The sequence below is a fragment of the Halomonas sp. M1 genome (assembly GCF_029581375.1).
Classification (GTDB): domain Bacteria; phylum Pseudomonadota; class Gammaproteobacteria; order Pseudomonadales; family Halomonadaceae; genus Vreelandella.
Genome location: NZ_CP121119.1, coordinates 3,548,079 through 3,573,722, shown reverse-complemented (window position 1 = coordinate 3,573,722; position 25,644 = coordinate 3,548,079). Strand labels below are relative to the sequence as shown.

23 protein-coding genes and 3 tRNA genes are annotated in these 25,644 nt (G+C 53.1%); 8 read left to right on the top strand and 18 right to left on the bottom strand.

Going from position 1 to position 25,644, the window contains the following annotated elements; genetic code table 11:
* Window positions 1-194: 194 nt before the first annotated feature.
* The 6 genes from rplI to rnr form a co-directional block, all read right to left on the bottom strand.
* Window positions 195-641, bottom strand: coding sequence for a 50S ribosomal protein L9 (gene rplI / locus P8S54_RS16385; protein ID WP_030073316.1), 447 nt, complete (start codon window positions 639-641; stop codon window positions 195-197).
* A 15-nt stretch (window positions 642-656) separates the two neighbouring features.
* The gene (locus tag P8S54_RS16380; protein ID WP_281444123.1) at window positions 657-1,508 is read right to left on the bottom strand and encodes a hypothetical protein; all 852 of its coding nucleotides are present in this window, start codon (window positions 1,506-1,508) and stop codon (window positions 657-659) included.
* 12 nt (window positions 1,509-1,520) lie between these two features.
* The gene (gene rpsR / locus P8S54_RS16375) at window positions 1,521-1,748 is read right to left on the bottom strand and encodes a 30S ribosomal protein S18 (protein ID WP_009097135.1); all 228 of its coding nucleotides are present in this window, start codon (window positions 1,746-1,748) and stop codon (window positions 1,521-1,523) included.
* A 33-nt stretch (window positions 1,749-1,781) separates the two neighbouring features.
* Window positions 1,782-2,159 (bottom strand): 30S ribosomal protein S6, encoded by a 378-nt coding sequence (gene rpsF, locus P8S54_RS16370; protein WP_009097138.1) that lies wholly within the window; start codon window positions 2,157-2,159, stop codon window positions 1,782-1,784.
* Between the two features lie 211 nt (window positions 2,160-2,370).
* Window positions 2,371-3,168, bottom strand: a complete 798-nt coding sequence (gene rlmB, locus P8S54_RS16365) for a 23S rRNA (guanosine(2251)-2'-O)-methyltransferase RlmB (protein ID WP_009097142.1) — start codon at window positions 3,166-3,168, stop codon at window positions 2,371-2,373.
* A gap of 2 nt (window positions 3,169-3,170) precedes the next feature.
* Window positions 3,171-5,585, bottom strand: a complete 2,415-nt coding sequence (gene rnr / locus P8S54_RS16360) for a ribonuclease R (protein ID WP_281442590.1) — start codon at window positions 5,583-5,585, stop codon at window positions 3,171-3,173.
* A gap of 282 nt (window positions 5,586-5,867) precedes the next feature.
* Between rnr and P8S54_RS16355 the strand changes: the two genes are divergently transcribed.
* The 3 genes from P8S54_RS16355 to P8S54_RS16345 all read left to right on the top strand — a co-directional run bounded on the left by P8S54_RS16355 (window position 5,868) and on the right by P8S54_RS16345 (window position 6,263).
* Window positions 5,868-5,954 (top strand) — tRNA-Leu (locus tag P8S54_RS16355).
* Window positions 5,955-6,058: 104 nt separating this feature from the next.
* A tRNA-Leu gene (locus tag P8S54_RS16350) sits at window positions 6,059-6,145 on the top strand.
* Between the two features lie 31 nt (window positions 6,146-6,176).
* A tRNA-Leu gene (locus P8S54_RS16345) sits at window positions 6,177-6,263 on the top strand.
* Between the two features lie 263 nt (window positions 6,264-6,526).
* On the opposite strand, the gene P8S54_RS16340 is transcribed toward P8S54_RS16345, so the two are convergent.
* Window positions 6,527-7,375, bottom strand: coding sequence for a DNA/RNA non-specific endonuclease (locus P8S54_RS16340; protein ID WP_281442589.1), 849 nt, complete (start codon window positions 7,373-7,375; stop codon window positions 6,527-6,529).
* Between the two features lie 149 nt (window positions 7,376-7,524).
* Entirely contained in the window at window positions 7,525-7,800 is a 276-nt protein-coding gene (locus tag P8S54_RS16335) for an Lrp/AsnC ligand binding domain-containing protein (RefSeq protein ID WP_009097150.1), read from the bottom strand.
* Between the two features lie 257 nt (window positions 7,801-8,057).
* Here P8S54_RS16335 and P8S54_RS16330 point away from each other — a divergent pair, with 257 nt between their 5' ends.
* Complete coding sequence (locus P8S54_RS16330; protein WP_281442588.1) at window positions 8,058-8,372, top strand: high-potential iron-sulfur protein; 315 nt, start codon at window positions 8,058-8,060, stop codon at window positions 8,370-8,372.
* Window positions 8,373-8,442: 70 nt separating this feature from the next.
* Here the strand turns inward: P8S54_RS16330 and P8S54_RS16325 are convergent, their stop codons facing one another.
* From P8S54_RS16325 to P8S54_RS16305, 5 genes are all read right to left on the bottom strand, one after another.
* Window positions 8,443-10,005, bottom strand: a complete 1,563-nt coding sequence (locus P8S54_RS16325; protein ID WP_281442587.1) for a SpoVR family protein — start codon at window positions 10,003-10,005, stop codon at window positions 8,443-8,445.
* Between the two features lie 20 nt (window positions 10,006-10,025).
* Window positions 10,026-11,315 carry a YeaH/YhbH family protein gene (locus P8S54_RS16320; RefSeq protein ID WP_281442586.1) on the bottom strand — a complete coding sequence of 430 codons (1,290 nt, stop codon included), beginning with the start codon at window positions 11,313-11,315 and terminating at the stop codon, window positions 10,026-10,028.
* A gap of 67 nt (window positions 11,316-11,382) precedes the next feature.
* Window positions 11,383-13,305: a PrkA family serine protein kinase gene (locus P8S54_RS16315; protein WP_009097158.1), complete on the bottom strand. Its 1,923-nt coding sequence runs from the start codon at window positions 13,303-13,305 to the stop codon at window positions 11,383-11,385.
* 279 nt (window positions 13,306-13,584) lie between these two features.
* Entirely contained in the window at window positions 13,585-14,628 is a 1,044-nt protein-coding gene (locus tag P8S54_RS16310) for a low specificity L-threonine aldolase (protein ID WP_281442585.1), read from the bottom strand.
* 144 nt (window positions 14,629-14,772) lie between these two features.
* Window positions 14,773-16,794: an NADPH-dependent 2,4-dienoyl-CoA reductase gene (locus P8S54_RS16305; RefSeq protein WP_281442584.1), complete on the bottom strand. Its 2,022-nt coding sequence runs from the start codon at window positions 16,792-16,794 to the stop codon at window positions 14,773-14,775.
* 227 nt (window positions 16,795-17,021) lie between these two features.
* Between P8S54_RS16305 and P8S54_RS16300 the strand changes: the two genes are divergently transcribed.
* Window positions 17,022-17,939: a DMT family transporter gene (locus tag P8S54_RS16300; protein WP_281442583.1), complete on the top strand. Its 918-nt coding sequence runs from the start codon at window positions 17,022-17,024 to the stop codon at window positions 17,937-17,939.
* Window positions 17,940-17,981: 42 nt separating this feature from the next.
* Window positions 17,982-19,550 carry a carbon-nitrogen hydrolase family protein gene (locus P8S54_RS16295; RefSeq protein ID WP_281442582.1) on the top strand — a complete coding sequence of 523 codons (1,569 nt, stop codon included), beginning with the start codon at window positions 17,982-17,984 and terminating at the stop codon, window positions 19,548-19,550.
* A 55-nt stretch (window positions 19,551-19,605) separates the two neighbouring features.
* Here the strand turns inward: P8S54_RS16295 and P8S54_RS16290 are convergent, their stop codons facing one another.
* From P8S54_RS16290 to P8S54_RS16275, 4 genes are all read right to left on the bottom strand, one after another.
* Window positions 19,606-19,905, bottom strand: a complete 300-nt coding sequence (locus tag P8S54_RS16290) for an MGMT family protein (RefSeq protein ID WP_009097168.1) — start codon at window positions 19,903-19,905, stop codon at window positions 19,606-19,608.
* Between the two features lie 56 nt (window positions 19,906-19,961).
* Window positions 19,962-20,570, bottom strand: coding sequence for an NAD(P)H-dependent oxidoreductase (locus tag P8S54_RS16285; RefSeq protein ID WP_281442581.1), 609 nt, complete (start codon window positions 20,568-20,570; stop codon window positions 19,962-19,964).
* 171 nt (window positions 20,571-20,741) lie between these two features.
* Window positions 20,742-22,193, bottom strand: coding sequence for an alanine/glycine:cation symporter family protein (locus P8S54_RS16280; protein ID WP_281442580.1), 1,452 nt, complete (start codon window positions 22,191-22,193; stop codon window positions 20,742-20,744).
* Between the two features lie 103 nt (window positions 22,194-22,296).
* Entirely contained in the window at window positions 22,297-22,725 is a 429-nt protein-coding gene (locus P8S54_RS16275; RefSeq protein ID WP_281442579.1) for a secondary thiamine-phosphate synthase enzyme YjbQ, read from the bottom strand.
* A gap of 159 nt (window positions 22,726-22,884) precedes the next feature.
* On the opposite strand from P8S54_RS16275, the gene P8S54_RS16270 reads away from it, so the two are divergent.
* On the top strand, window positions 22,885-23,442 hold the full coding sequence (locus P8S54_RS16270; protein WP_281444122.1) for a lipocalin family protein: 558 nt from the start codon (window positions 22,885-22,887) through the stop codon (window positions 23,440-23,442).
* Between the two features lie 20 nt (window positions 23,443-23,462).
* On the opposite strand, the gene P8S54_RS16265 is transcribed toward P8S54_RS16270, so the two are convergent.
* Complete coding sequence (locus P8S54_RS16265; RefSeq protein ID WP_281442578.1) at window positions 23,463-24,386, bottom strand: LysR family transcriptional regulator; 924 nt, start codon at window positions 24,384-24,386, stop codon at window positions 23,463-23,465.
* Between the two features lie 135 nt (window positions 24,387-24,521).
* Here P8S54_RS16265 and P8S54_RS16260 point away from each other — a divergent pair, with 135 nt between their 5' ends.
* Window positions 24,522-25,595, top strand: coding sequence for a tartrate dehydrogenase (locus P8S54_RS16260; protein ID WP_281442577.1), 1,074 nt, complete (start codon window positions 24,522-24,524; stop codon window positions 25,593-25,595).
* Window positions 25,596-25,644: the final 49 nt, after the last annotated feature.

The following is a 25,644-nucleotide window of genomic DNA, read 5'->3' as shown; positions in this document are numbered from 1 at the left end:
CCCCAACCACGGAAGTTAGCAGACCCAATGGCGTTCTAAAAACAACGGCCTACCTATACAGCCGAGGGTTTTGAACGACACTTGGCTGGCATTTCATATAGCCAAAACAATGCCGATTACAATCGGGCGTCTACAAATAACAAAGGGCGCGGGAATCCCCGCGCCCTTTGAGGCGTCAGCGTTGGCGAGAGCGTTTACTCTGCGACAACGACCACGCGTACAACAGCGTCAACATCTGCATGCAGGTGAAGAGCGATGTCATATTCGCCAGTTTGACGAATCGGGCCTTGCGGCATACGCACTTCGCTCTTGGCAACGTCGATGCCAGCGGAGGAAATAGCGTCAGCCAGATCGCGAGGACCAATAGAGCCGAACAGCTTGCCTTCATCACCGGCTTTAGAAACCAACGACAGTTCGATGTCGTTAAGTTGCTCTGCACGGGCTTCGGCTTCTGCTTTACGCTCAGCGGCTTGGGCTTCAAGCTCAGCACGCTGCGCTTTGAACGCCTCTACGTTCTCTTTGGTGGCCGGTACGGCTAAGCCGTAAGGTACCAAGTAGTTACGACCATAACCAGGCTTCACAGTGACCTTGTCACCCAGGCCGCCCAACTTACCAATATTATCGAGCAGAATGACTTCCATCTCGTAAACCTCTTGTCAATTGCTGCGGGCAAGGCGTGCGCGAACGTTCGCGAATGTGTCAATCAGCCCCAACAGCAGCACAATGAGAATCGTGGGCCAGGTCGTGATCAGTAGCACATAAAATGCTACCAGCCACAGCCCGTTCATCCCCTTTAATCCAATAAACCCGTGCACTAACGCAACGCCAGCAACCAATAGCGGAATCCAGCCCAACATTGCCAAAGCATGCGCCCCTAGCATCATCCCAACCACCCCGAGCACTACTAAAATAGCCAGCTCTTTGGGGGCTAGACGTAGCGAGTGAAACTCTTCACGAAAGCCGCCTGGGTTATAAAGCCCAGCCTGCCAACTTCGTGCTAAAGCTAAACACGCAATACCTGCTAAAAGTACAACTAAGCCCGTCACACCTCCCACCACTATCGCGGCAAGTGTCTGGGTGTCATACCCCTGGTTAGCAAACTCTGTGAGCATACGATCGACTTCGTCGGAACCCTCTCGCAACTGCTCCAGCATTAGCTGGGTTCCACCTGGTGGGCTAAAGATGCCAAGCTGAACCATTACCGCAGCGGCTATTGCCCCTACGATTAAGGCTTCGCTCCAACGCATCCTTTCTCTCAAGATGACGGCCATTAGCGTTACCAGCAATACGCTGGCAAGCGGAATCACGTCACCCTGTGCCCACCAAAAACCTGCCGGCAGCGCGGCTGCGATAATGACCGGTAGCGCAGGGGCAAAGCCTTTGCGCAAGGTCATTAACGCTGCAATGGCTGCTCCTAACCAAAACAGCCAGGGCACTAGCGTTGCTAGCGCTGCCCCGCCTGCGGCATAGGGCGTGCCCCGCATCAGCCATCGTGCTAGTGCCAGCATCACGTTAAACGCTTACTGGTGGCTATCGGAGTAGGGCAGCAGTGCCAGATAACGCGAACGCTTGATAGCAGTCGCCAACTGACGCTGATAGCGTGCTTTGGTACCGGTGATACGGCTCGGAACGATCTTGCCGGTTTCGGTGATGTAAGCCTTCAGCGTGTCGAGATCTTTGTAATCGATCTGCTTGACGCCTTCAGCGGTGAAGCGGCAAAACTTACGGCGACGGAAAAAACGTGCCATGGACTAGCTCCTTAAAACGTGCAGTGGATAGAATCAGGCAGTTTCTTCAGCTTCTTCGCGCGGCTTTTCTTCGCGACGCGGACGCTTTTCTTCTGCCGGTTTCATCATCGGAGAAGCTTCAGTGATCGCTTCTTTGCAGCGAACTACTAGGCTGCGGATGATGGCATCGTTGAAACGGAAGATGTTCTCGATCTCGTCGAGTGTCTCACCGGTACATTCAACGTTCATCAGCACGTAGTGGGCTTTGTGGATCTTGTTGATCGGGTAAGCCAAGTGACGGCGACCCCAATCTTCTAAGCGATGCACAGTACCCGCATTCTCGGTAACAATGCTGGTGTAGCGCTCGACCATAGCCGGCACTTGCTCGCTCTGATCCGGGTGGACCATAAACACGATTTCGTAATGACGCATGGAATCTCCTTGCGGTTTGACAGCTTCCGGTGTGTTTGCGCAAAAACGCTAGACGACAGGGAAGCAAGGAGTTAACTGAAATGCCCGGGCTTACCGCAAACAGCAATGGGAGCCAAGACATCAAGCAGAACTGTGTTTTGTACTGGCTATCAGCCAATAACTTGCGCCCGCTTATAGATAAACGGGCGCAAGCATTTTAGTGGGCAGGTAGTTAACTTGCAAGCTGTCGTTGTCGAACGGCTTCAAACAAACAAATACCCGTGGCGACTGAAACGTTCAGACTAGAGACCTGCCCTGCCATAGGCAGCTTGGCTAAATTGTCGCAAGCCTCCCGCGTCAGGCGGCGCATCCCCTTCCCTTCGGCACCCATAACAAGCGCTGTTGGCCCGGTCATATCAATCTCAAACACACTAGCCTCAGCCTCCCCAGCCGTCCCGGTAATCCAAACGCCGGCGTCTTTTAGCTTGGCTAAGGTGCGTGAAAGGTTGGTCACTTGGTAAACGGGCACCACTTCAGCGGCTCCACAGGCTACTTTGCGCACAGTGGCATTCAGGGGCGCTGCTTTATCCTTCGCGACAATGACACCATGGGCACCCGCGGCATCGGCACTCCGCAAGCAGGCGCCAAAATTATGCACGTCGGTAACCCCGTCTAGCACCAACAGCAGCGGAGGTGTCGGCGCCTGCCAAGCACGCAGTTTTAGCCAAAGCGATTCTTCTCCCTCGGGCACCAGCGGCGGGCAAAACGCCACAACGCCCTGATGAGCCGCACCTTGGGTGAGCTGATCTAACAGCTCCCGAGGCTGCTCTTTAATACGTGCACCCCGCGCCTGCGCATTGGCAACCACTTCTTTTAGGCGAGTGCCTGCACCTTGCTGAACCCATAATTCACGGGGCGTTTCGCCTCGCTCTAACAGGCTTTCAAGCGCGTGAACGCCGTACACGTGATCTAACCCATCAGGGGTACGGACAACCGGACGCGAGCTGCGCCGAGATGACGCCGACTTCATGCTCACTCCTTATTCGGCGCAGGTTTACGCGAGCCGTTACGCGTACGACGCGGCCCCCGGCGCGTTGGCTGTTTATCTGATGGGGCCGCAGATTTTTCAGCGCCCCCGTCTTTTCCACCACTCTCTCCACCACTCTCTCCACCACGACGTTTGCGCGGCTGACGACGCGGGCGCGGCTTCTCATCGGCCAGGCCAAAATCAATCTTGCGATCATCCATATCGACCCGCGCTACCTGCACCGTTAGGCCGTCGCCCAGTCGATAGGTGGTGCCTGTGCGCTCGCCCTTGAGCCGATGTTTTTCTGCCTCATAGTGGTAGTAGTCAGAGGGCAGCGAAGTAACGTGCACTAAACCTTCCACATAGAACGCATCAAGGCGCACAAACAAGCCAAACTGAGTCACCGAGGCAATGGTGCCGTCAAAGGTCTCGCCCAGCTTATCTGACATAAACTCACACTTGAGCCAGCTTTCAACGTCGCGGGTTGCCTCATCAGCACGCCGCTCGGTCATGGAGCAGTGTTCACCCAGCTCAAGCATTTGCTCAAAGGTGTAAGGACACCATTTACTCGGCGGCTCAACGGGCGAACCTTCGACACGCACCACGGTATTGGTTTGGCGCGGCCCGCGAATAACCGAGCGTATAGCCCGGTGTACCAGCAGGTCAGGATAGCGGCGAATTGGCGAGGTAAAATGGGCATACGCCTGATACGCCAAACCGAAGTGGCCTTCATTCTGGGGCGAATAGACTGCCTGATTCATCGAGCGCAGCATCACCGTTTGGATGATGTCAGCGTCTGGGCGATCAATAATCACTTCGCGCAACGCCTGATAGTCCTGGGGGGTAGGCATATCACCACCACCCACCGAAAGGCCCAATTCACTTAAGAAAAGGCGTAGCTTATCAAGTCGCTCTGGGGTTGGGCGCTCGTGGATACGGTAAAGCGCCGGCAAGTCGTGCTTATCTAAGAAGCGTGCCGTAGCGACGTTTGCGGCAAGCATGCACTCTTCGATTATCTTATGAGCATTGTTGCGGGTGCGAGGCACAATTTTTTCAATCTTGCGCTCATCGTTAAAGATAATTGCCGTTTCGGTGGTATCGAAATCAAGCGCCCCGCGCTCTTCCCGAGCCTCACGCAGCAAATGATAAAGCTCGTGCAGATTTTGCAGCGGCTTCACCAGATCCTGGTGCTGATTGCGCAGCGCCTCACCCTCTTCGCTCTCATTATCAAGTATGGCCGCTACCTTGTTATAGGTAAGCCGAGCATGTGACTTCATGACCGCTTCATAGAAGGAGTAGCGGCTAATGGCGCCGGTCTTTGAGATATTCATCTCACAGACCATCACCAAGCGATCGACATGAGGATTGAGTGAACACAAGCCATTAGAGAGTAGCTCGGGCAGCATGGGCACTACTTGGCCAGGGAAATAGACCGAGTTGCCGCGCGTACGCGCCTCATCGTCAAGCGCAGTGCCCGGACGCACATAGTGGGAAACATCAGCAATTGCGACCAACAGTTTCCAGCTACCCGACTTGGTTTTCCAGGCACATACCGCGTCATCAAAGTCTTTCGCAGACTCATCATCAATAGTCACCAGCGGTGTATCGCGCAGGTCCACCCGGTGCTGCTTATCCGCTTCCAGCACTTCCGCTGAGATACCGCTTGTTTGATCCAACACTTCAGGCGGGAACTCAGCAGGAATATCGTAGCTGCGGATGGCGATATCAATTTCCATGCCGGGGTCCATACGCTCACCCAACACCTCAATCACTTCACCCACCGGCTGAACGCGGGTTTCCGGCTGCCTAACAACTTTAGCTGAAATCACCTGACCATCTTTAGCACCTGCGCTGGCCGTATGAGGAATTATCACTTCTTGAGTGATGCGCGGATTCTCAGGAATAAGCACGCCAAACTCCGGCGTATTGCTACGATATACGCCCACTATGGTTTGGGTGTTACGTGAAATCACATCCGCAATTGTGGCTTCATCCCGGCCTCGGCGGTCACGCCCGCTCACTCGAACCAGCACGTGATCACCGTGGAAAACGCGACGCATTTGCCGCGGAGGCAGTACCAAGTCCGGCTTTTTGCCATCATCACGCAAAATAAAGCCAAAACCATCACGATGCCCCAGCACCTTGCCTTTGATCAAATCAAGCTTATCAATAAGTGCATAGGCACCACGACGATCGCGCAGCACTTGGCCATCGCGCTCCATCGCCGCCATCCGACGACGCACCGCCTCAAGATGATCCTCATCTTCAATGCCGAGCATTCGACTCATGTTTTCATGAGTAATCGGTTTGCCGTAGCTTTCTAAAGCAGCTAGCAAGTATTCGCGGCTAGGCGCTGGATTATCGTACTTTTGCGCCTCGCGCTCGGCGTGCGGATCATCACTCAACGTCCAATACTTCATGCGATCAACATCCTTAATTGCGTCTGCGGGAGGCGAATAATAGACGCAGCCAGTAAATGCTGCGGGTGAGAGTGTTCAGCTAGCGTTTTACAAGCTGGCTCAGCGGCTGGTTCAATTCCCATAAGGCTGAGTAAATTCATGTTTTGTTTGGTCATGTATGCAGTATAGCGCCGCATGTTCAATCACCCAACCATCCGGCGTCGTAAATGTGCGATTTATGGCATAAAAAAGGCCCTCTGGGGCTTGCATTTAACCGCGACCCGGGTATCATACGCGCCACTTGCCCAGATGGCGGAATTGGTAGACGCGCTAGCTTCAGGTGCTAGTGTCCGTATGGACGTGGAGGTTCAAGTCCTCTTCTGGGCACCAAACTATATTGTGTTACCCCCTTTACACGATGTAGCTAGGTGCAGCAGCAAGTAGTAAGACTTTAAGCAGTAAGGCTTATAGCAACAGGCAGTATGTTTGTATTCGCCCAGGTGGCGGAATTGGTAGACGCGCTAGCTTCAGGTGCTAGTGTCCGTATGGACGTGGAGGTTCAAGTCCTCTCCTGGGCACCATACGAATACAAACAGTCGTTAGAGATGATGCGCCCAGGTGGCGGAATTGGTAGACGCGCTAGCTTCAGGTGCTAGTGTCCGTGTGGACGTGGAGGTTCAAGTCCTCTCCTGGGCACCATTTTCAATGGCCCCGTCTGCATCTCTTTAAACGAAATTCTACGTAAAATTATTTCTGTTTATACCCCCTCTGTTTAGCCATTGACTTAGAATCCATTATTGTCCAAAGCAAATACGCTCTCTGTGGCGATACTTTTCTAAGCGTAGCCAGCCGCTCTAAATATAAGCCTGCCGCACTTGCAGGCATGGCGCCTTAATCAACTCTCGACGCCACTGCCCACCAGATATTAGCTAATCGCTTTCTTTCTAATCCCTTTTTTTGTTCTATTGAAAGCGCCCGGGCCTACGAGAGACATCTTCCAGCGCCCACCCTTGGGTACGTAGCTCTCCTTCCAGTACAGCCTCAAGCTCTGCCGATAGATTTGGAAAAAAGTTAAGCCCTGTTCGCGCTTCAACTTCATCAATGGTGACAAGGTAATCTTCAAGCGGCTCATTGCCCCTCACGTCTTGGGGCATAATAAAGGCAAGTGCAAGCGGTGCCTCATCGTGAGGCGCTACGATAATTTTGTAAAAGGCCTCAGGCACTTCTACAAAGCCCACCCGATTAAACACGTTATCCATAAAGCGCTCAGGGAATACTGGCCCGGTTACCACCTGCAAGCGCTCAAAGCGCGGAGCAAAATGATCCATCACGGACTGCTCAAGACGCTGCCAAAGCTGACGATTTAAGTTGGGCCGCTGGGGCGTCATATTGCTCATTAAGAACGTATCCACTTGAGCACTTCGTCCGTGCACGGCAGCAATGGCATAGTTGGGCGCCAGATGGCCTCTGTCGTAGCCGCTGCCTGCATAGCTATCAGCACTAATAGGCCATAACGTGCGCCAATCAGCTTGAAAGTTAGGCCTTGAGCCAATCCTCATATCATCTGGCACCGCAGTAACTTGATAGCTAACCCAGAGAGGGTTTACCCGCACGTCTGACCACCCCACTAGAAACCCATCGTTACGCAACACCCGGTGAAACGTAGTGGGATGAAATCCATCCCAGGTGGGCACGCCCATCCACGTGTAGGCATCCTGGTGCTGGCGCCCCTGGAACTCCCATAGTCCGGTTCCCACCACCACAAACAGCACGGCAATACCCAGACGTCGACCCTGGCGACGCCAGCGCAAAAGCGATTTCCCCAACTACCTTACTCCCCTGGAATACTTACCTACTAAGTACCTATCTTCTAAGCACTTATTTTAGTTGATTTTTCTATTTGATTATTTTTACGGGTTTGTAGTGTTCATTTGGCACTAACCGTTCGCAGGTGAAACGGCTACCAGCCAACCGAGAACATCGTTTCTAAATCGTGGCGGGAGTGCACCTGCATGGCATTAAGGGTTTCGGTATCACTGATTCCCTCCACGGCGTTAAGACGCTCGGTAACCAGTTCCGCCAAGCTTTCAAAGTCGCGGGTTCGCGCAATAGCAACCAAGTCGTAGCGGCCGCAAGTGGAGTAAACCTCGCTGATGCCTTCAACATCGGCTAGACGCTCGGCGACCGCTTTGACCTGGCCCTTTTCAGTATTAATTAAAATAACTGCGTTTTGCATAGCGCCCTCCTTGAAAAATAAATATAAAAACCGCAAAGCGGCAATCAGCCGAGTATAACAGCCCACCGGACAAGGCCAAGCACTGCGGCGTAACGTGACCAATTGTCGCGCTTTTCATAAGGTTATTCGCACAAATTTTTAGCATGCGCTAGCATGTAGCTGGCAACGTTTATGCACCATGTGTTGAAACGTTAAAGAGGTGGAACCACCACCCGTAACTATGATCTAACGTCAGTCCGTGACGATAAGGAGATACCATGGCTAATCAAAGCCGTCGTAAGTTCATGCGTAACAGCGTTTTAGGTCTTGCTGCTCTGCCGCTGGGTGCTGGGATTCTTTCTAAAACTGCATTTGCACAAGAACTGCCGCGCCTAGACCCTTCTTCATCCACCGCTCAAGCACTTAACTACGTTGAAGTTGCAAGTGACGCAAGCGATCACCCCGCCTATGAAGAAGGCGAAGTTTGCGATAACTGCATGTTCTGGGTCGCCGATAAAGAAGGCTGCCAACTGTTCCCACAAAATAGCGTTGAACCCAAAGGCTGGTGTCAGTCTTGGACAGCGCAAGCATAACGCTTAGTCGTTAGGCAAACGCCGCTAGATATTACCCCGCGCCTGTCGCGGGGTAATTTTTTGGGAACCACTAGCCAGTGTCTTTGTTTTCCTCTTCTACCGGCCAGCGAAATCGATGGGTAACTCTACCCTCCTCTATTGACACCAGCTGTACCGGAAACCCCCAGAGCTGCTGTAAATGGCGTATAACTGGATAAACACTGCGGCCTAAGGGTCGACGGCTATCCTGAACGTGGTGCAGTGTTAACGAGCGATCACCGCGAATGGCGGCTTCTACCACTTGGATATTAGGTTCACGCAATGAAAGCGCATACTGACTTGAAAGTGCATTGCGCACTCGCTTATACCCTCGGTCGTCATGAATCGCAGCCACCTCCATCGTTTCTGACTGATCATCATCGACGATTAAAAAAAGCTTAAGATCGCGCATGACCTTGGGCGACAAAAACTGCTGGATGAAGGATTCATCTTTAAAGTTACGCATAGCAAACTCAAGGGTGTCTCGCCACGCGCTGCCCGCTATATCCGGGAACCACTCTTTGTCCTCCTCAGTGGGAGCTTCACAGATACGCTTGATATCCATAAAAATCGCAAAGCCCAACGCATAGGGATTAAGGCCGCTGTAGTGGGAACTATCAAAGCCTGGCTGATTGATGACCGCCGCGTGGGATTGCAAAAACTCCAGCATCAGGCCTTCATCCACCTTGCCTTCGTCATAGAGCCGATTCATTAAGGTGTAGTGCCAAAAACAGGCCCAGCCTTCGTTCATCACCTGGGTTTGCCGCTGTGGATAAAAGTATTGCGCCAGCTTACGCACAATCCGCACAATTTCACGCTGCCAGGGCGCCAGTAACGGGGCATTTTTCTCAATAAAGTAAAGCAGGTTCTCCTGCGGCTCCGGTGGGTAGGAGACCCCATCATGCAACCCCAACGGATCATCATTGCTTGGTAGGCTACCCGGCAGCGGAGCGATACCGCTAGGCGGCTCTGGGATCGTTCGCCAAAGCATGTTGACCTGGGTTTGCAGGTAAGTTTCGCGCTCCTCTTGCCGCTTGGCTTCTTCCTCCGCAGAAATAGGCGAAGGACGCTTATAGCGATCGACACCATAGTTTTGCAGCGCGTGACAGGCATCCAACAGCTGCTCTACCGCATGAACGCCATGGCGCTCTTCGCACTGAGCAATGTATTTACGGGCAAACACCAAATAATCAACAATGGAGTCTGCATCAGTCCAGGTGCGAAACAGGTAGTTGCCTTTGAAAAACGAGTTATGCCCATAGCAGGCGTGGGCAATGACCAGCACCTGCATCATCAGGGTGTTCTCTTCCATCAAGTAGGCAATACAAGGGTTAGAGTTAATCACCAGTTCGTAGGCAAGCCCCATCTGACCACGTTTATATGCTTGCTCGACAGCAAGAAATTGTTTACCAAACGACCAGTGATGGTAGCCCACCGGCATACCCACACTGGCATAAGCATCCATCATCTGCTCGGTGGTGATTACCTCTATTTGGTTGGGATAGGTGTCCAGCCGATACTCATCAGCGAGCCTAGCGAGCTCCTCGTCGAAGCGCTCTAATACACTAAAATTCCAGTCGGAACCGGTGGCTATTGGTTTGCGGGTTACACTCATAGCGCACTCCTCTACTCGCGTTACCGCTCCTGACTTAAGCGGCGCTTAAACAGCTCGCGGAAGACAGGGTAGATATCTCCCGCATCAACAATCTGACGCATGGCAAACCGCTCAGAAAACTGTGCGGCCACCGTTTCATACTCATGCCAAAGCGACTGATGGTCGTGGGGGGTAATTTCTACATAGGCGTAGTACTGCAGTTGCGGCATAAGCTGTTTGATCAGCAAATCCCGACAAATATTTGAGTCGTCGTCCCAGTTATCACCGTCGGAAGCTTGCGCAACATAGAGATTCCACAGCCCGGCCGGGTAGCGCTTCTCGATGATTTTATTCACCAACGTGAGCGCACTAGAAACAATCGTACCGCCCGTTTCCCGGGAGTAGAAAAACTCCTCTTCGCTGACCTCCCGCGCCGCTGTGTGGTGGCGCACAAACACCAGCTCGACCTTTTCGTAATGTTTCTCTAAAAACAGATAGAGCAATAAAAAGAATCGCTTAGCGATGTCTTTATGGTTTTGCGTCATGGAGCCGGATACATCCATCACACAGAACATCACTGCTTGGCTTGAGGGCTGAGGCTGTGCGGCCAACTGGTGATAACGCAGGTCGTAGGTATCAATGAACGGCACCGCTTCGATGCGTTTCTCCAGGCGCTCGACCTCGGCCTTCAGCTCGGCAATACGTGCAGGGTTGCGCAATACCGGGTCTTTACGCTCTTCGGCAGCTAGCGCGTCTTGAGCCTCTTTTAACGCCCGCTTGATAGGCGCACGCATGGCAATACGGCGTGCATAGGCTTCCCGCATTGAGCGGGTAATGCTAATTCGTGATGGCACACCATCCCGAGCTAGCCCTGCCCGCACCATCTTGATTTCTTCGAGGGATTTAAGCGGCTTGCGTTGCAAATGAGGCAGCTCTAAACCGTCGAACACAAACTCCAGAAACTCCTCGCGGCTAAGGGTGAAGGCAAATTCATCGTTACCCTCGCCCTGGTTAGAAGCCCCCCCTTCCCCTGCGCCATCACCACCGCCCTGACCGCTAGGGCGGCGTATTTTATCGCCTTCCAAGAACTCCTTATTCCCCGGCGATACAATATTTCGCGCACCGCCGGGGCCGTGTTGAAAGACCGGCTCAGAGATATCTTTAGTGGGTATAGATATTTTCTCTCCCCGCTCCATGTCGGTGATGGAGCGGCGGTTCACCGCCTCCTCCACCGAACGCTTGATGTGCTTACGATAACGCTCTAGGAAGCGCTGTCGATTGACCGCGCTTTTGTGCTTAGCGTTGGGTCTGCGATCAATAAAGTAGGTCATACGACCTCCTTAACCGTGGCCTTAAGCGCTAGCCCTATTACCCAGCACTAGCCTTAAGAACCATCCGCTACTGGGATTTGCGTACACGTAAGTACCACTCCGACAGTAGCCTAACCTGTTTTTCGGTGTAGCCACGGTCTACCATGCGCGCCACAAAATCCTCGTGTTTTTTCTGGTCAGACTTCGAGGCCTTGGCATTAAACGAGATCACCGGTAGCAGCTCTTCAGTATTGGCGAACATTTTGTGTTCGATAACGCCTTTGAGTTTTTCATAGGACTGCCAACTGGGGTTCATGCCGTTATTTTGCGCCCTAGCACGCAACACAAAGTTAACTACCTCATGGCGGAAGTCTTTCGGATTGGAAATCCCTGCCGGTTTCTCAATTTTCTCAAGCTCCTCGTTCAGCGATTGGCGGTTAAGCAGCTCGCCGGTTTCGGGGTCGCGGTACTCTTGATCCTGAATCCAAAAATCAGCATAGGTTACATAACGGTCGAAAATATTCTGGCCATACTCGCTGTAAGACTCCAGGTAGGCGGTTTGGATCTCTTTGCCAATGAAGTCCACATAGCGGGGCGCCAAAAACTCTTTAATAAAACCTATATAGCGCTCAAACACTTCAGAGGGTAGCTGCTCGCGCTCTAGCGCCTGCTCCAGCACATAGAGTAAGTGCACGGGGTTGGCCGCGACTTCTGTGCTATCGAAATTGAATACTTTGGAGAGAATCTTGAATGCAAAACGGGTCGATAACCCTTGCATACCCTCATCAACACCGGCCGCGTCACGATACTCTTGAATCGACTTAGCCCGAGGGTCTGTGTCTTTCAGGTTCTCGCCATCATAAACGCGCATCTTCGAATAAATGCTGGAATTTTCTGGCAACTTTAGCCGCGAAAGCACCGAAAACTGAGCCAGCATACGCAGCGTATCCGGCGCGCAGGGCGCTGCGTTGAGGGAAGAGTCCTCCAATAGCTTTTGGTAAATCTTGATCTCTTCAGAAACCCGTAGGCAGTAAGGCACCTTGACGATATAAACCCGGTCTAGAAACGCCTCGTTGTTGCGGTTATTACGAAACGCCTGCCATTCCGACTCATTGGAGTGGGCTAAAATCACGCCGTCAAAAGGAATAGCCCCCATGCCTTCGGTGGGGTTGTAATTCCCCTCTTGGGTCGCGGTAAGTAGCGGGTGCAGCACCTTTATCGGCGCTTTAAACATCTCCACAAACTCCATCAGCCCCTGGTTAGCGCGGCATAGCCCGCCTGAGAAGCTGTAAGCATCGGGGTCATCTTGTGAGTAAAGCTCTAGCTGGCGGATATCCACCTTACCTACTAAGGAGGAGATATCCTGATTGTTTTCATCGCCCGGCTCAGTTTTAGAAATGGCGATCTGATTCAGCCGTGAGGGGTAAAGCCGCACTACCCGAAACTGGGAGATATCACCACCGGCTTCTTTAAGTCGTTTAGCAGCCCAGGGCGACATCACGCTGCGCAGGTAGCGGTGGGGAATGCCGTACTCCTGTTCCAGTAGTTCGCCGTCCTCCTCAGGAGAAAATAGCCCTAGCGGCGACTCATAAACGGGGGAGTCTTTAATGGCATAAAAGGGGATACGCTCCATCAGCAGCTTCAAGCGCTCAGCCAACGACGACTTACCGCCACCCACCGGCCCTAATAAATAGAGGATCTGCTTACGCTCTTCTAGCCCTTGGGCTGCATGGCGGAAGTAAGCCACAATTTGCTCAATGGCTTCTTCCATGCCGTGAAATTCGGCAAAGGCAGGGTAGCGGCGAATCACCTTATTCGAAAAAATGCGTGACAGACGCGGGTCTTTCGCCGTGTCGATCACTTCAGGTTCGCCTATTGCTTCAAGCATGCGCTCAGAGGCACTCGCATAGACCTTAGGGTCTCTGCGGCAAAGCGCTAGATACTCCTCAAGGCTAATGTCTTCTTGCTGTACGCGGGCGAATCGGTCTTGAACGTGATCAAAGATGCTCATTGAACTCTCCTGTAGCCCATCCTCAGGCAGCTACCGCACAAACACAGCGTTGTAACGGCGTACAAAACGAGGTGTCGCTTTATCAGCGTAGTCAGCATTAGCAAAAAGTAATTACTAATTCTTCAACGCTGCAGCGTTATGGTTATGAGCATGACAGAAGAGGTTTAGTTGCGTTGAAATCGCTCAGCGCATATTCGCTAAATCAAAATCAGCAGCCGTGAATAGAACGCAAAACGCCGCCATAAGGCGGCGCATCGACAATAAAAGCCGCATTACGCGTTACTCTAGTACTGCTTTTACATCGACTAATAGCTGATCTAACAATTCAACGGTGGTGTTCCAAGCGCAGACAAAACGCGCACCACCGGCGCCAATAAAGGTGTAGAAGGTCCAACCTTTAGCTTTCAACGCTTCGATGGCCTGGGGGGGCAGTTCAACAAAGACGCTGTTCGCCTGGGTAGGAAACATCAGTGAAACACCGGGAAGTGCCTGCAACCCTTCCGATAAATAGCGTGCCATCGCGTTAGCGTGCTCAGCATTGGTCAACCATGCACCGCTTTCCAAAAGCCCCAACCAAGGCGCGGAAACATAGCGCATTTTTGATGCCAACTGCCCTGCCTGCTTACAACGGTAGGCAAAGTCTTCAGCCAAATCGCGGTTGAAAAACAGAATAGCCTCACCAAACGCAAGGCCGTTCTTAGTGCCTGAAAAGCACAGAACATCAACACCCACCTGCCAAGTGAGCTCGGCGGGGCTCGCATTGAGACCGGCGCAGGCATTGGCGAACCGCGCGCCGTCCATGTGCAGACGTAGGTCGTGTTTATCGGCCATCGCGCGAATGGCGAGCAGCTCTTCACGCGAATACACCGTGCCTACTTCTGTCGCCTGGGTAAGCGAAACCACTTTGGGCTTGGGGTAGTGAATATCACTGCGCTTGGTTACTAACGCCTCAATGCCTTGTGGCGTCAACTTACCATTAGCTCCGGGCGAGGTGAGCAACTTGGCCCCGTTTGAAAAAAACTCGGGACCACCGCACTCGTCGGTTTCAATATGCGCCAGCTCGTGACAAATCACGCTGTGGTAACTGCGCCCCATCGCGGAAAGGGCCAGTGAGTTTGCGGCGGTACCGTTAAACACAAAAAACACATCGCAATCGTAGTCGAACATTTCACGAAAGCGATCGGCGGCGCGGGCGGTCCAGCGGTCGTTGCCGTAGGCCAAGTCATCGGATTGATTGGCTTCTAGCAGATATTGCATGGCCTCCGGACAAATTCCGGACGTATTATCACTGGCCAAAAATCGTGGGGTGCACTCCGAGGGCATGGCAATAGTCCTTTTTATCTCGCGGTCGTACAGCGCGGGCTGGGTGCCACCCGCGCCTTGGAGATTTAACCGTGGTTAACAGCTAAATTGGTTAACCAGTCTATCGCCATTTAAACGTTTACGTCACCCGCGCTAATAACTTGACTAAAGCGCAGCGGCAAGACGCGTGCCTTGGTCAATAGCACGCTTGGCATCCAGTTCGGCCGCTTCATCTGCACCACCAATCACGTGGACACGACCGCCAGCCTGGCTGAGGGGGGCAATTAAATCACGCACCGACTCCTGGCCTGCACAAACAACAATCGAATCTACCGCCAGCACCTGCTCCTCGTCATCACGACGGATATGTAAGCCTGCATCGTCGATTTTAAGGTATTCGCAGCCGGTCAGGGTTTTCACACCACGCTGTTTTAGCGATGCGCGGTGCACCCAGCCCGTGGTTTTACCCAGATTTTTGCCGGGCTTAGAACTTTTACGCTGCAGCATAACAATTTCACGGGATGAGGCTGGTGGCATTGGCGATTTTAAACCACCCCGCTCGCCCATAGCGAGGTCGACACCCCACTCATCGCACCAGGCATCAAGATCCAGGGAGGGATGCCCTTGGTGGGCCAATAGCTCTGATACATCAAACCCAATGCCACCCGCGCCAATGACCGCTACGCGCTTGCCTACCCGCTCGGGTTGCTCAATCGCTTCAGCATAGCTAAGCACGCTGGGGTGATCAGCCCCTGGGAGTGCCAGCTCTCTGGGCATCACGCCGGTGGCAATCACCACCTCATCAAACTCAGCGAGGTTGTCGGGAGTGGCCGCCGTGTTTAAACGCACTTCTACCCCATGCTTTTCCAACATAACGCGGAAGTAACGGAGGGTTTCATTGAACTCCTCTTTGCCAGGAATTTTGCGGGCATAGTTAAACTGCCCGCCCAGCTCGCTGCGGCGCTCAAACAGCACCACATGGTGCCCTCTACTTGCCGCTGCGACGGCGGTAGCCAGCCCCGCTGGACCACCGCCCACCACTGCTACCTGCTTAGGCGTTTGCGCGGGGTCAAGGTTCAGCTCGGTTTCGTGACAAGCACGGGGGTTTACCAAGCATGAAGTCAGCTTGCCCATAAAGGTGTGATCCAAGCAGGCCTGGTTACAGGCGATGCAGGTATTAATTTCTTTCGCCAAGCCTGCTTCGGCTTTGCTTACCCACTCTGGGTCAGCCAGAAAAGGACGCGCCATGGAAACCATATCGGCGTGGCCTTCAGCCAGCACGCGCTCGGCCACCTCCGGCATATTGATGCGATTGGTGGTAATCAGCGGGATAGAGAGCGCTGATTTAATACGCTTAGTGACTTCGGTAAAGGCGGCGCGGGGAACGCTGGTGACAATGGTTGGCACCCGCGCTTCATGCCAGCCAATACCGGTATTAATCACGTTAGCGCCGGCAGCTTCAATGGCCTGCCCAAGCTGAACCACCTCTTCCCACGTGCTGCCCTCCTCCACTAGGTCAATCATCGAGAGGCGGAAAATCAGCAAGAAACGCTCGCCGACCGCTGCACGAATACGCGCAACAATTTCCACGGGGAAGCGGATACGCTGCTCGAAGCTACCGCCCCATTCATCATCGCGCTGATTAGTACGCTGGCAAATAAACTGATTGATCAGATAGCCTTCGGACCCCATGACCTCAACACCGTCATAACCCGCCTGCTGGGCAAGCGTTGCGCAGCGCACGTAGTCAGCGATTTGCTGCTCAACGTCATCGTTTGAAAGCGCCCGCGGGGTGAATGGGTTGATAGGCGCCTGTATAGCGGAGGGGGCCACTAGCTCAGGAGAGTAAGCATATCGGCCAGCGTGAAGGATCTGCATACAGAGATGCCCCCCCGCCTCATGCACAGCGTCCACCACCTGCCGATGCTCTTGTACCTGGGACTCCTCCGTCAGCGCATTAGCGCCCTGAAAAACCGCGCCTTCGGCATTTGGAGCAATGCCCCCGGTAACGATCAGACTAACGCCCGCGCGCGCGCGCTCGGCATAAAACGCGGCCAAGCGCTCAAAGCCATTGGACGCCTCTTCTAAATTGGTATGCATCGATCCCATCAGCACACGATTGGGAAGCGTTAAATGGCCGAGGGTCAGCGGGCGAAAAAGGTTGGGGTAAGCGGGCGTATGGTTCATCACGGTGCTCCTACAGTGTTAGAGCTTCACTATTGTTAGAACTTCTAAATTTTAGAACTTCTTGCCGAAAACATTCAAACAAGCGTATGACATACTTGCCACGACGTACAGACCTTTACCCATCTTAATATCACGCTTTGAAATCACGACGGCACTGGGTCGCCTTAGGCCTTGCTCATCACGGCAAAGCGCGTCACATTAACCGGCTAACAATTAGGGAACGTGCTATGCCATTGATTTACTTTTTACCGCCACTGGCCACGGTGTTGATCTGGTCAGGGAATATGACTATTAACCAATTAACCGTCGGTGCTATTGCCCCCAGCAGCATCGCTTTTTTACGCTGGTTGTTAGCTCTGGTGGTCATGACTCCGTTTGTGCTGCCTGCAGTACTACGCCACCGCGAGGAGATATATCGCAACTGGCCTAAACTGGCGCTACTAGGGCTATTAGGCATGGGGCTGTGGCAAGGCTTAGCTTATGTGGCGGCTGAAACGACCACTGCAACCAATATGGGCATACTAGCGGCCATGGTGCCTCTACTAACAGTGCTGTTAAGCGCGCTCATTTTACGCGAACCGCCCACCTTAGGCGGTGTCGTTGGCGGTGTGCTGGCTTTTGTGGGGGTAACCGTGCTGCTTGGCCGGGGTAACCCGCTCTCCTTACTGCAGCTCCAGGTCGCCTACGGCGACGCGCTGATGGTCGTCGCCGCTACCTGTTACGCCTTGTATGGCGTGATGCTTAAGCGCTGGGCTATGAACTTACCGCCCTGGGTAATGCTCTATGCTCAGGTATGCTTTGCGGTGCTGTTTTTGCTGCCACCTTATTTAATGGGCCCCATGACACCGGTGGATAGCCACAATATTTGGCTGATTCTCTACGCGGGCATTCCTGCCTCCATTATCACCACCTTTTTATGGATGCGCGCAGTGCGCCAAATCGGCGCTAACCAGTCGAGTATTTTTATCAACCTGATGCCGCTGTTTAGTGCGCTTATTGCGATGGCATTTTTAGGTGAGCGGGTGGCTGGATTCCACTTCATCGGCGGGCTGTTAATTTTGGCAGGTGTGATCATGGCGCAGACGCTAACGCGGCCGCTGGTGCGCGCGGTGGCGGTAGATAAAACGAGCAGAACCCAGCAATGATAGACTAGGCTAACTCCATTCGACGGCCGGGAACCCCTGAATATGTCCCTAGAAGAACTACATCTTAACCTGCGTAACCTGACCAGCGACGACTACGAACAGCTCAAAGCCTTGATGGACGCGGTATATCACGATATCGGTGGTGCGTGGCCAAAGCATACTATCGACAAGCTGGTTCAGGAATTTCCCGATGGCCAAATCGCCATTGAAGACGATGGAATGTTGGTGGGCGTAGCACTTACTGTACAAGTAGATTACGACGAGTTTTCTAATCCGCATAAATATGATGACCTCATCGGCCATCGTGAAACCATCCTCAACAACGAGGATGGCGATGCCATGTACGGGCTGGATGTGCTGATCCACCCCGACTACCGTGGCTACCGTCTGGGGCGGCGTTTATATGAAGCACGCAAAGAGCTGTGCCGGTCACACAACTTGCGCGCTATTTTAGCCGGGGGGCGGATACCTGAATATCATCAACACGCGGTAGAACTTACGCCCGCTCAGTACATCGAAAAAGTCTCTCGTAAAGAAATCTACGATCCTATTTTGTCATTTCAGCTGGCGAATGACTTTCAAGTCAAACGCCTGCTGCGCAAGTACTTGCCGGAAGATGAGCAGTCCCGTGGTTATGCCACGCTGCTTGAGTGGAATAACATTCTGTTTGAGCCAGCCGAAAGCGTGCTCGATACCCGCCCCACGCAAGTTCGCGTAGGTGCCGTGCAGTGGCAAATGCGTGAGTTCGCGTCTGCTGAAGCAGCCTTACAGCAGATTGAATACTTTGTAGATGCATTATCAGATTACCAAAGCGACTTTGCCGTTTTTCCCGAGCTATTCACAACGCCACTGATGGGCTTGCAAGATCGCGCCGCCCAAAAAGACCAGACGGCCGCTATACGCTTCCTTGCAAGCTTTACCGACCGATTCAAGAGCGAACTGTCGAGAATGGCAGTCTCATACAACATCAACATTGTTGGTGGCTCTATGATTGAGGTGGGTGAAGATGATCGACTCTATAACGTCGCTTATCTCTTCCACCGAGACGGCGAAGTAGAGAAGCAATTTAAACTGCATATCACCCCACAAGAGCGCCGCGATTGGGTGATTGAGGGTGGCGACGAACTGCAAGTATTCGACACCGACGCAGGGCGCGTGGGCATTTTAATCTGTTATGACGTGGAATTCCCGGAACTTGGCCGCCTACTGGCTGACCAGGATATGGATATTCTGTTCGTACCATTTTGGGTCGACACCAAAAACGGCTACCTGCGTGTACGCCATTGTGCACAGGCACGTGCCATCGAAAACGAGTGCTACGTGGTGATATGCGGCAGCGTCGGTAACTTACCCTCGATTGAAAACTTGGATATCCAGTACGCGCAATCAGCTGTGTTTACGCCGTCTGACTTTGCCTTCCCCCATGATGCAGTACTGGCAGAAACGACGCCTAACACCGAAATGATCTTCTTCTCGGATCTTGATTTAACGCGCCTGACGGTGGTGCGTGCCGAAGGCTCGGTCACCAACCTAAAAGACCGCCGCAAGGACCTGTTTGACCTTCGCTGGCGCGATTGGTCCTGGAAGTCTGGGGCTAACCTGGAAGAGTAAACCAATAACGCCGCTCAATTCGAGCGGCGTTATTTTTTAGCGCGCGTCACTTAGCTCAATCAGGCCAGACAAGATGAGCGGGCACCCGCCCTTTGCTATCAAACACCACGCCTTCGTCACGTAGCTTTTGATGCTGACGCGCAGCACCACCATGGTCAGCTAGCGTCAGCGACGCGGCGATTACCCGGTGCCAGGGCAACTGATGCCCGTCTGGCAAGTGACGCATGGCCGAGCCCACCATGCGCGGGGTAGCGCCCTCTGTCATTGCTGCAACACGCCCATAGGTCGTCACCCGTCCAGCGGGAATCTGATCAACGATGGTATAGATTTGTTCAAGCAGCTCCGGGCGCGGCATTGCTTTCTCGACTGGTTTTTCTTAATGACTGTTTGTCTCAGCGGCTAGACGGTGTTTTAGAGCGCTTCGACCAACTGATCAATGGCTTGAAACGCTTCTTTTAGCGCCGCATCGCGCTTTTCATCGCCCATGTTTAAACCTTCAGCAAAAACGACCTCGACATCGTTAATGCCCATCAAACCAAGCATGGTTTTTAGATGTGGCGTTTGGCTATCAAGCTCGGTGCCTGCATACTGACCACCACGGGCAGCGAGAATAATCGCCCGTTTGCCTTCAATCAAACCCTGGGGGCCATTTTCAGTGTAGCGGAAGGTTTCACCGGCACGTAGTACCCGATCGAACCACGCTTTTAACTGAGAAGGAATGCCTAGGTTATACATCGGCACCGCCAGTACCAGCACATCGTTGGCACGCAGTTCTGCCAATAGCTCATCGGAGTAGGCAGCTAACGCTTTCTGCTCAGCACTGCGCTCTTCGGCAGGGGTTTGCCAGGCACCTAGCTCCTCAATCGCCAAATGGGGGAGTGCATTGGCTACCACGTCCCGGTGAGTGACCGCTACGCCAGAGCGAGACTCCGCCAGCGCTTTAAAATGGTGGGCAAGCGCATTCGACTGCCCGTTGTCGCCCAAAATAGAAGAAGTCACCATCAGCGCTTGAGTGGTCATAAAATAGCCTTTAACAAATAAGTAGTTGGTATTGGGGCTATTTTACGGTGCTTTTAGATAAGCAAAAGCGCAACGTTTTCCCAGTTTCATTCGACAAAATCGAATCATGATGTCGTAAAAAAGCCCCACCCTGCTTTTTCAGGGTGGGGCTAGACGACCATTAAGATCAGGTTACTTCTTTTTCGGCCAAGCGTTCGGGTCTACCTTGTTAGCCAATTTTGGGAATCGGCTAGGGTCGAACACCGGCTCTTTGCCCGCTTTAAGCTGCTCGTCATAATCTCGGAACAGCGCAAACGCGATGGGCGACAGCAGTAAGATAGCCACCAGGTTGATGATCGCCATCATCCCCATGGAAAGGTCGGCAAAGTTCCAGATAGCACCAAGACTCGCCACCGAACCCACCATAATCATACCCAGTACCGCTAAGCGATAGATCAGCACAGCGACCGGTGCCCGGCGTCCTGCCAAGTACTCGATATTCGATTCACCGTAGGAGTAGTTAGCAATGACCGAGGTAAACGCGAATAGCAAGATAGCCACGGCAATAAACATACCGCCCCATTCACCCACGTGGCTGGAAAGCGCCATCTGGGTTAGCTGAATACCGTTACTCTCTTCGCTGGTTAACAGCTCAGGCCCCGCCATAATGATAATGGCCGCCGTCGCAGTACAAATCACTAGCGTATCCAAAAATACACCCAGCATTTGGATAAACCCCTGGGCAGCGGGGTGGTTAGGCCGTGTGCTGGCGGTAGCTGCCGCGTTAGGTGCCGACCCCATACCCGCCTCGTTGGAGAACAGACCACGCTGAATACCGTTCATAATCGCCTGAGAAATGGCGTAGCCCATTGCGCCACCGGCCGCCTGCTCCAAGCCAAACGCGCTTTGTATAATGGTCATAAAGGCAGCGGGTAAATCGCTAATATTCAGCGCCACGACAATCAACGCAAGGACCAGATACAACAGCGCCATTAGCGGCACCACCAGCTCGGCTACTTTGGCGATCGACTTCAAACCGCCAAAAATAATCGGTGCCACCACAACCATTAACACCAGCCCCATCACCCAGGTGGGAACTGCAAAAGCTTGCTCCATCGCTTGGGCAATAGAGTTGGCCTGCACACTGTTAAAAGCCAGCCCAAAGGCAATAATCAAGCAGATAGAAAACAGCACCGCTAGCCAACGTAACCCAAGACCGCGCTCAATATAACGGGCAGGGCCACCACGGAAGGTGTTATCACCGTGGTCGGTTTTGTATGCCTGAGCCAGGGTAGACTCCACAAAGCTGGTCGCCATACCCACCATGGCGGTCATCCACATCCAGAAAATCGCGCCGGGGCCGCCAAAGTAAATAGCCACCGCCACACCCGCAAGGTTGCCGGTACCTACCCGTGCCGCCAAGCTGGTGGAGAGCGCCTGGAACGAGGAAATACCACCGTTAGATTGGCGAGATGTGCGCAGCAATTTGAACATATGGCCGAAATAGCGCACCTGGATGCCACGGGTCATCACAGTGAAATAGAGGCCCGCGCCGATCAAAAGATAAATCAGCACGCTGCCCCACAGCAGTCCGTTGCCGCGATCAACCATCGCCGTCAACAGAGGAGGAAGAGTAAAATCCATACCAAACACGCCTTTTTGAAACTATGAAGGCGCATCATTCTTCACGGCTGCACTAAAATGGCAAGAAAATTGGAAAAATAATCTAAAAATAGCAAGAAAACCCTTACTGACCTGAACATCCAGTCAATGTCACCAACAAACGTCGCGGACCGCCCTGCTCCCGATGCTCTCCGAGCCACACACCCTGCCATGTACCTAGCGCTAAACGCCCATCGAGCACAGCTAAGGTAAGCTGTGTCCCCAAAAGGCTCGCCGCCACATGGGCAGGCATGTCATCTGGCCCTTCAAGCGTATGACGAAAATAAGTCAGCCCATCGGGCACCAAACGGCGTATAAACGCATCCATATCGAGACATACATCAGGGTCGGTGTTTTCATTTAAAGTAAGCGATGCGGAAGTGTGCATAAGCTGCAAATGAAGCAACCCTTGGCTGCAATCAGCCAAACAGGGCAATGCCCTGGCAATATCATCGGTCACATGATGGAAGCCTCGCGGCATTTCTGGGAAATGGATCTCCTGCTGATGCCACATAGACACTCCTTGTTTGTTGTTAAAATTATTGGTCGTGCTGCCGAAGAGCATGAGTGGTAAGCCACTGCTGCCGTTAAGTGTAGACGACGGTAGACATGGCGCTTACTCCTCGACACTGCTAGCGTTAGCGTTTTTAAGTTAAATGAATAGGAGAGCATGATGCTTAAATCGGCCTGTTACGCTGCGGCAAAGCCAGGGATCGCTGCATGTTGCAGCCTATTGTTAGCAGGCTGTACCGGCATACCTGCAGGTACCGAACCTGTAACCGACTTTGAACTTAACCGCTACCTAGGCAAATGGTATGAAATAGCGCGCCTGGATCACTCTTTTGAACGTGGTCTTGACTGCGTCACCGCCGACTATAGCCTGCGTAGCGACGGGGGCGTAAGAGTCATTAACCGGGGCTATAACCTAGACGATCAAGAGTGGAATGAAGCTGAAGGGCGCGCCTATTTTATTGACGACGAAAGCGTTGGACGTCTTAAAGTCAGCTTCTTTGGCCCCTTTTACGGTGGCTATAATGTGCTTGAGCTGGATGACGACTACCAGTGGGCGCTGGTCTCTGGCCCCAACCGCAACTATCTCTGGATTCTCGCTCGCACACCGCAAATCGATAACGAGCTAGAACAAAGCCTGCGCCAGCGGGCAGCCGAGCTTAACTTCCCCACCGATGAGTTGATCGACGTCGTGCAGGATCAAAACTGCCCGCCGCGCTAAAAGGTACTGCCTTAATAAGTTCAGCCTTGGGGCAACGCAGGCACCCGACCGGCTATTTGGTCGGCTAAAAAAGCTACAAAGGTATTGATGCGGGCAGGAACATGGCGGCGGTGCTCATATACCGCATAGAAATCCGCCCGCACCCCCTGCCAGCTTGGCAATAGTGGTAAAAGCGCCCCGCTGGCAAGGTGCTCGTTAACATCCCACCAAGAGCGCAGCATGACACCATGCCCATCAAGCGCTAAGCGGGTAATCACCTCGCCGTCATTGCTGGCAAGCGGGCCACTTACTTTGACGGATTGAACATTCTCAGGAGAATCGCAGCGCTCAAAGCGCCACAGCGGAAAATCGCTATCGTTTTCACGGATCACCAAACAGCTGTGCTGAGTAAGATCAGCGGGCACGTTTAACCCCGGCATGCGTTTAATGTAGCTGGGCGATGCACATAGCACACGACGGTTCGCCAAAATGCGCCGCGCTACCAAGCGAGAGTCTGGCGGCGCCCCAATTCGTACGCCTACATCAAAGCCGTGGTCACTCAAGTTAAGCGGGAAATTGGTCAACTCCAGCCAGCTTTCGACACCTGGGTTCTGAGTCCTAAAGCGCGACAGCAGCGGTGCAATATGACGTCGACCAAAACCAAAAGTAGCGTTTACCCGCAGCCGTCCGCTCAGCATTTGGCTGGTAGAATCGCTTAAGGCGGTTTCCAGCTCCTTAAGCTCTTCCAGAATCAGCCCACCCTGTGAAAGGTAACGCTCGCCTTCGGCGGTGAGCGTTAAACGCCGTGTGGTGCGTGCAGCAAGCGACACCCCAAGCCGTCCTTCCAACTGTTTGAGCCGTTTGCTCACCGCCGAGAGTGAAAGCCCCAACTCACGGGCAGTGGCGGTTAAGCTACCTGCCCGCGCCAGCTGCTGAAAAAAAGCCAAGTCATCTAATGGGGCCATCAATTCTTCACTTTAAAGCAATAGTAAATTGAAGTTTAGCCTGATTATCTCTACTGCCATAGGTACTACACTCATCTCCCATAAGGATATTTTTCATCGTCTACTCTTAATAGCTTATTACCTAAGGAAGTCTCCATGGCCCACCGTATTGCAGTAATTGCTGGCGACGGCATTGGCACCGAAGTAATGCCTGAGGGCCTACGCGCCCTGGAAGCAGCTGCGAGGCAGTTCAACATCGCCCTTGAGCTCACCACCTTTGAATTTGGCAACTGCGACTACTACCTTGAGCATGGCAAAATGATGCCCGATGACTGGTTTGAGCAGTTAAAAGAGTTCGACGCGCTGTTTTACGGTGCCGTGGGCTGGCCCGACAAAGTGCCCGACCATATTTCTTTGTGGGGATCCCTACTGCAATTCCGCCGCCAGTTTGACCAATACATTAACCTACGCCCCTGCAAGCTAATGCCCGGCATTAAAAGCCCGCTAGCAGGACGCAATGCAGGCGATATCGACTTCTACGTTGTGCGCGAAAACACCGAGGGTGAGTACTCAAGCATTGGGGGCAAAATGTTTGAGGGCACGGAGCGTGAGATTGTTATTCAAGAAACGGTGATGACCCGTACTGGCGTTGACCGCGTACTGAAATATGCCTTTGATTTGGCCCAAACCCGCCCGCGCAAAAAGCTTACTTCCGCAACTAAATCCAACGGCATCTCAATCACCATGCCCTACTGGGACGAGCGCGCTGCTGAAATGGCGAAACAGTACCCGGATATTGAGGTGGATAAATTCCACATTGATATTCTCACCGCCAACTTTGTCTTACATCCAGACTGGTTTGATGTCGTGGTCGGCAGCAACCTATTCGGCGATATTCTTTCCGATCTTGGTCCCGCCTGTACCGGTACTATCGGCATTGCTCCCTCGGCCAATATCAACCCGGAAGGCAAGTTCCCCAGCTTATTTGAGCCGGTACACGGCAGCGCGCCAGATATCGCCGGTAAAGGGATCGCCAACCCTATTGGCCAGATCTGGTCCGGCGCTATGATGCTGGAGCATCTAGGTTATAAAGAGGCCGCTGACGCCATGGTAAGCGCCATTGAAGCGGTACTCAGCGAAGGCGATAGCCAAGTGCTTACCCGCGATGTAGGCGGCCAAGGCACCACGGCAAGCCTGGGTAAAGCCATTGCTGAGCGTATTAGCCGTTAAAAAAAGCCTCACTGCAACAGCAGTGAGGCTTGTCTGGGCATCAGCGTGT

Bases quoted from the DNA above. Each gene is read 5' to 3' on its own strand.
- rplI (WP_030073316.1), bottom strand. From the start codon at position 641: ATGGAAGTCATTCTGCTCGATAATATTGGTAAGTTGGGCGGCCTGGGT.
- P8S54_RS16380 (WP_281444123.1), bottom strand. From the start codon at position 1,508: ATGCTGGCACTAGCACGATGGCTGATGCGGGGCACGCCCTATGCCGCA.
- rpsR (WP_009097135.1), bottom strand. From the start codon at position 1,748: ATGGCACGTTTTTTCCGTCGCCGTAAGTTTTGCCGCTTCACCGCTGAA.
- rpsF (WP_009097138.1), bottom strand. From the start codon at position 2,159: ATGCGTCATTACGAAATCGTGTTTATGGTCCACCCGGATCAGAGCGAG.
- rlmB (WP_009097142.1), bottom strand. From the start codon at position 3,168: ATGAAGTCGGCGTCATCTCGGCGCAGCTCGCGTCCGGTTGTCCGTACC.
- rnr (WP_281442590.1), bottom strand. From the start codon at position 5,585: ATGAAGTATTGGACGTTGAGTGATGATCCGCACGCCGAGCGCGAGGCG.
- P8S54_RS16335 (WP_009097150.1), bottom strand. From the start codon at position 7,800: ATGCAAAACGCAGTTATTTTAATTAATACTGAAAAGGGCCAGGTCAAA.
- P8S54_RS16330 (WP_281442588.1), top strand. From the start codon at position 8,058: ATGGCTAATCAAAGCCGTCGTAAGTTCATGCGTAACAGCGTTTTAGGT.
- P8S54_RS16325 (WP_281442587.1), bottom strand. From the start codon at position 10,005: ATGAGTGTAACCCGCAAACCAATAGCCACCGGTTCCGACTGGAATTTT.
- P8S54_RS16320 (WP_281442586.1), bottom strand. From the start codon at position 11,315: ATGACCTACTTTATTGATCGCAGACCCAACGCTAAGCACAAAAGCGCG.
- P8S54_RS16315 (WP_009097158.1), bottom strand. From the start codon at position 13,305: ATGAGCATCTTTGATCACGTTCAAGACCGATTCGCCCGCGTACAGCAA.
- P8S54_RS16310 (WP_281442585.1), bottom strand. From the start codon at position 14,628: ATGCCCTCGGAGTGCACCCCACGATTTTTGGCCAGTGATAATACGTCC.
- P8S54_RS16305 (WP_281442584.1), bottom strand. From the start codon at position 16,794: ATGAACCATACGCCCGCTTACCCCAACCTTTTTCGCCCGCTGACCCTC.
- P8S54_RS16300 (WP_281442583.1), top strand. From the start codon at position 17,022: ATGCCATTGATTTACTTTTTACCGCCACTGGCCACGGTGTTGATCTGG.
- P8S54_RS16295 (WP_281442582.1), top strand. From the start codon at position 17,982: ATGTCCCTAGAAGAACTACATCTTAACCTGCGTAACCTGACCAGCGAC.
- P8S54_RS16290 (WP_009097168.1), bottom strand. From the start codon at position 19,905: ATGCCGCGCCCGGAGCTGCTTGAACAAATCTATACCATCGTTGATCAG.
- P8S54_RS16285 (WP_281442581.1), bottom strand. From the start codon at position 20,570: ATGACCACTCAAGCGCTGATGGTGACTTCTTCTATTTTGGGCGACAAC.
- P8S54_RS16280 (WP_281442580.1), bottom strand. From the start codon at position 22,193: ATGGATTTTACTCTTCCTCCTCTGTTGACGGCGATGGTTGATCGCGGC.
- P8S54_RS16275 (WP_281442579.1), bottom strand. From the start codon at position 22,725: ATGTGGCATCAGCAGGAGATCCATTTCCCAGAAATGCCGCGAGGCTTC.
- P8S54_RS16270 (WP_281444122.1), top strand. From the start codon at position 22,885: ATGCTTAAATCGGCCTGTTACGCTGCGGCAAAGCCAGGGATCGCTGCA.
- P8S54_RS16265 (WP_281442578.1), bottom strand. From the start codon at position 24,386: ATGGCCCCATTAGATGACTTGGCTTTTTTTCAGCAGCTGGCGCGGGCA.
- P8S54_RS16260 (WP_281442577.1), top strand. From the start codon at position 24,522: ATGGCCCACCGTATTGCAGTAATTGCTGGCGACGGCATTGGCACCGAA.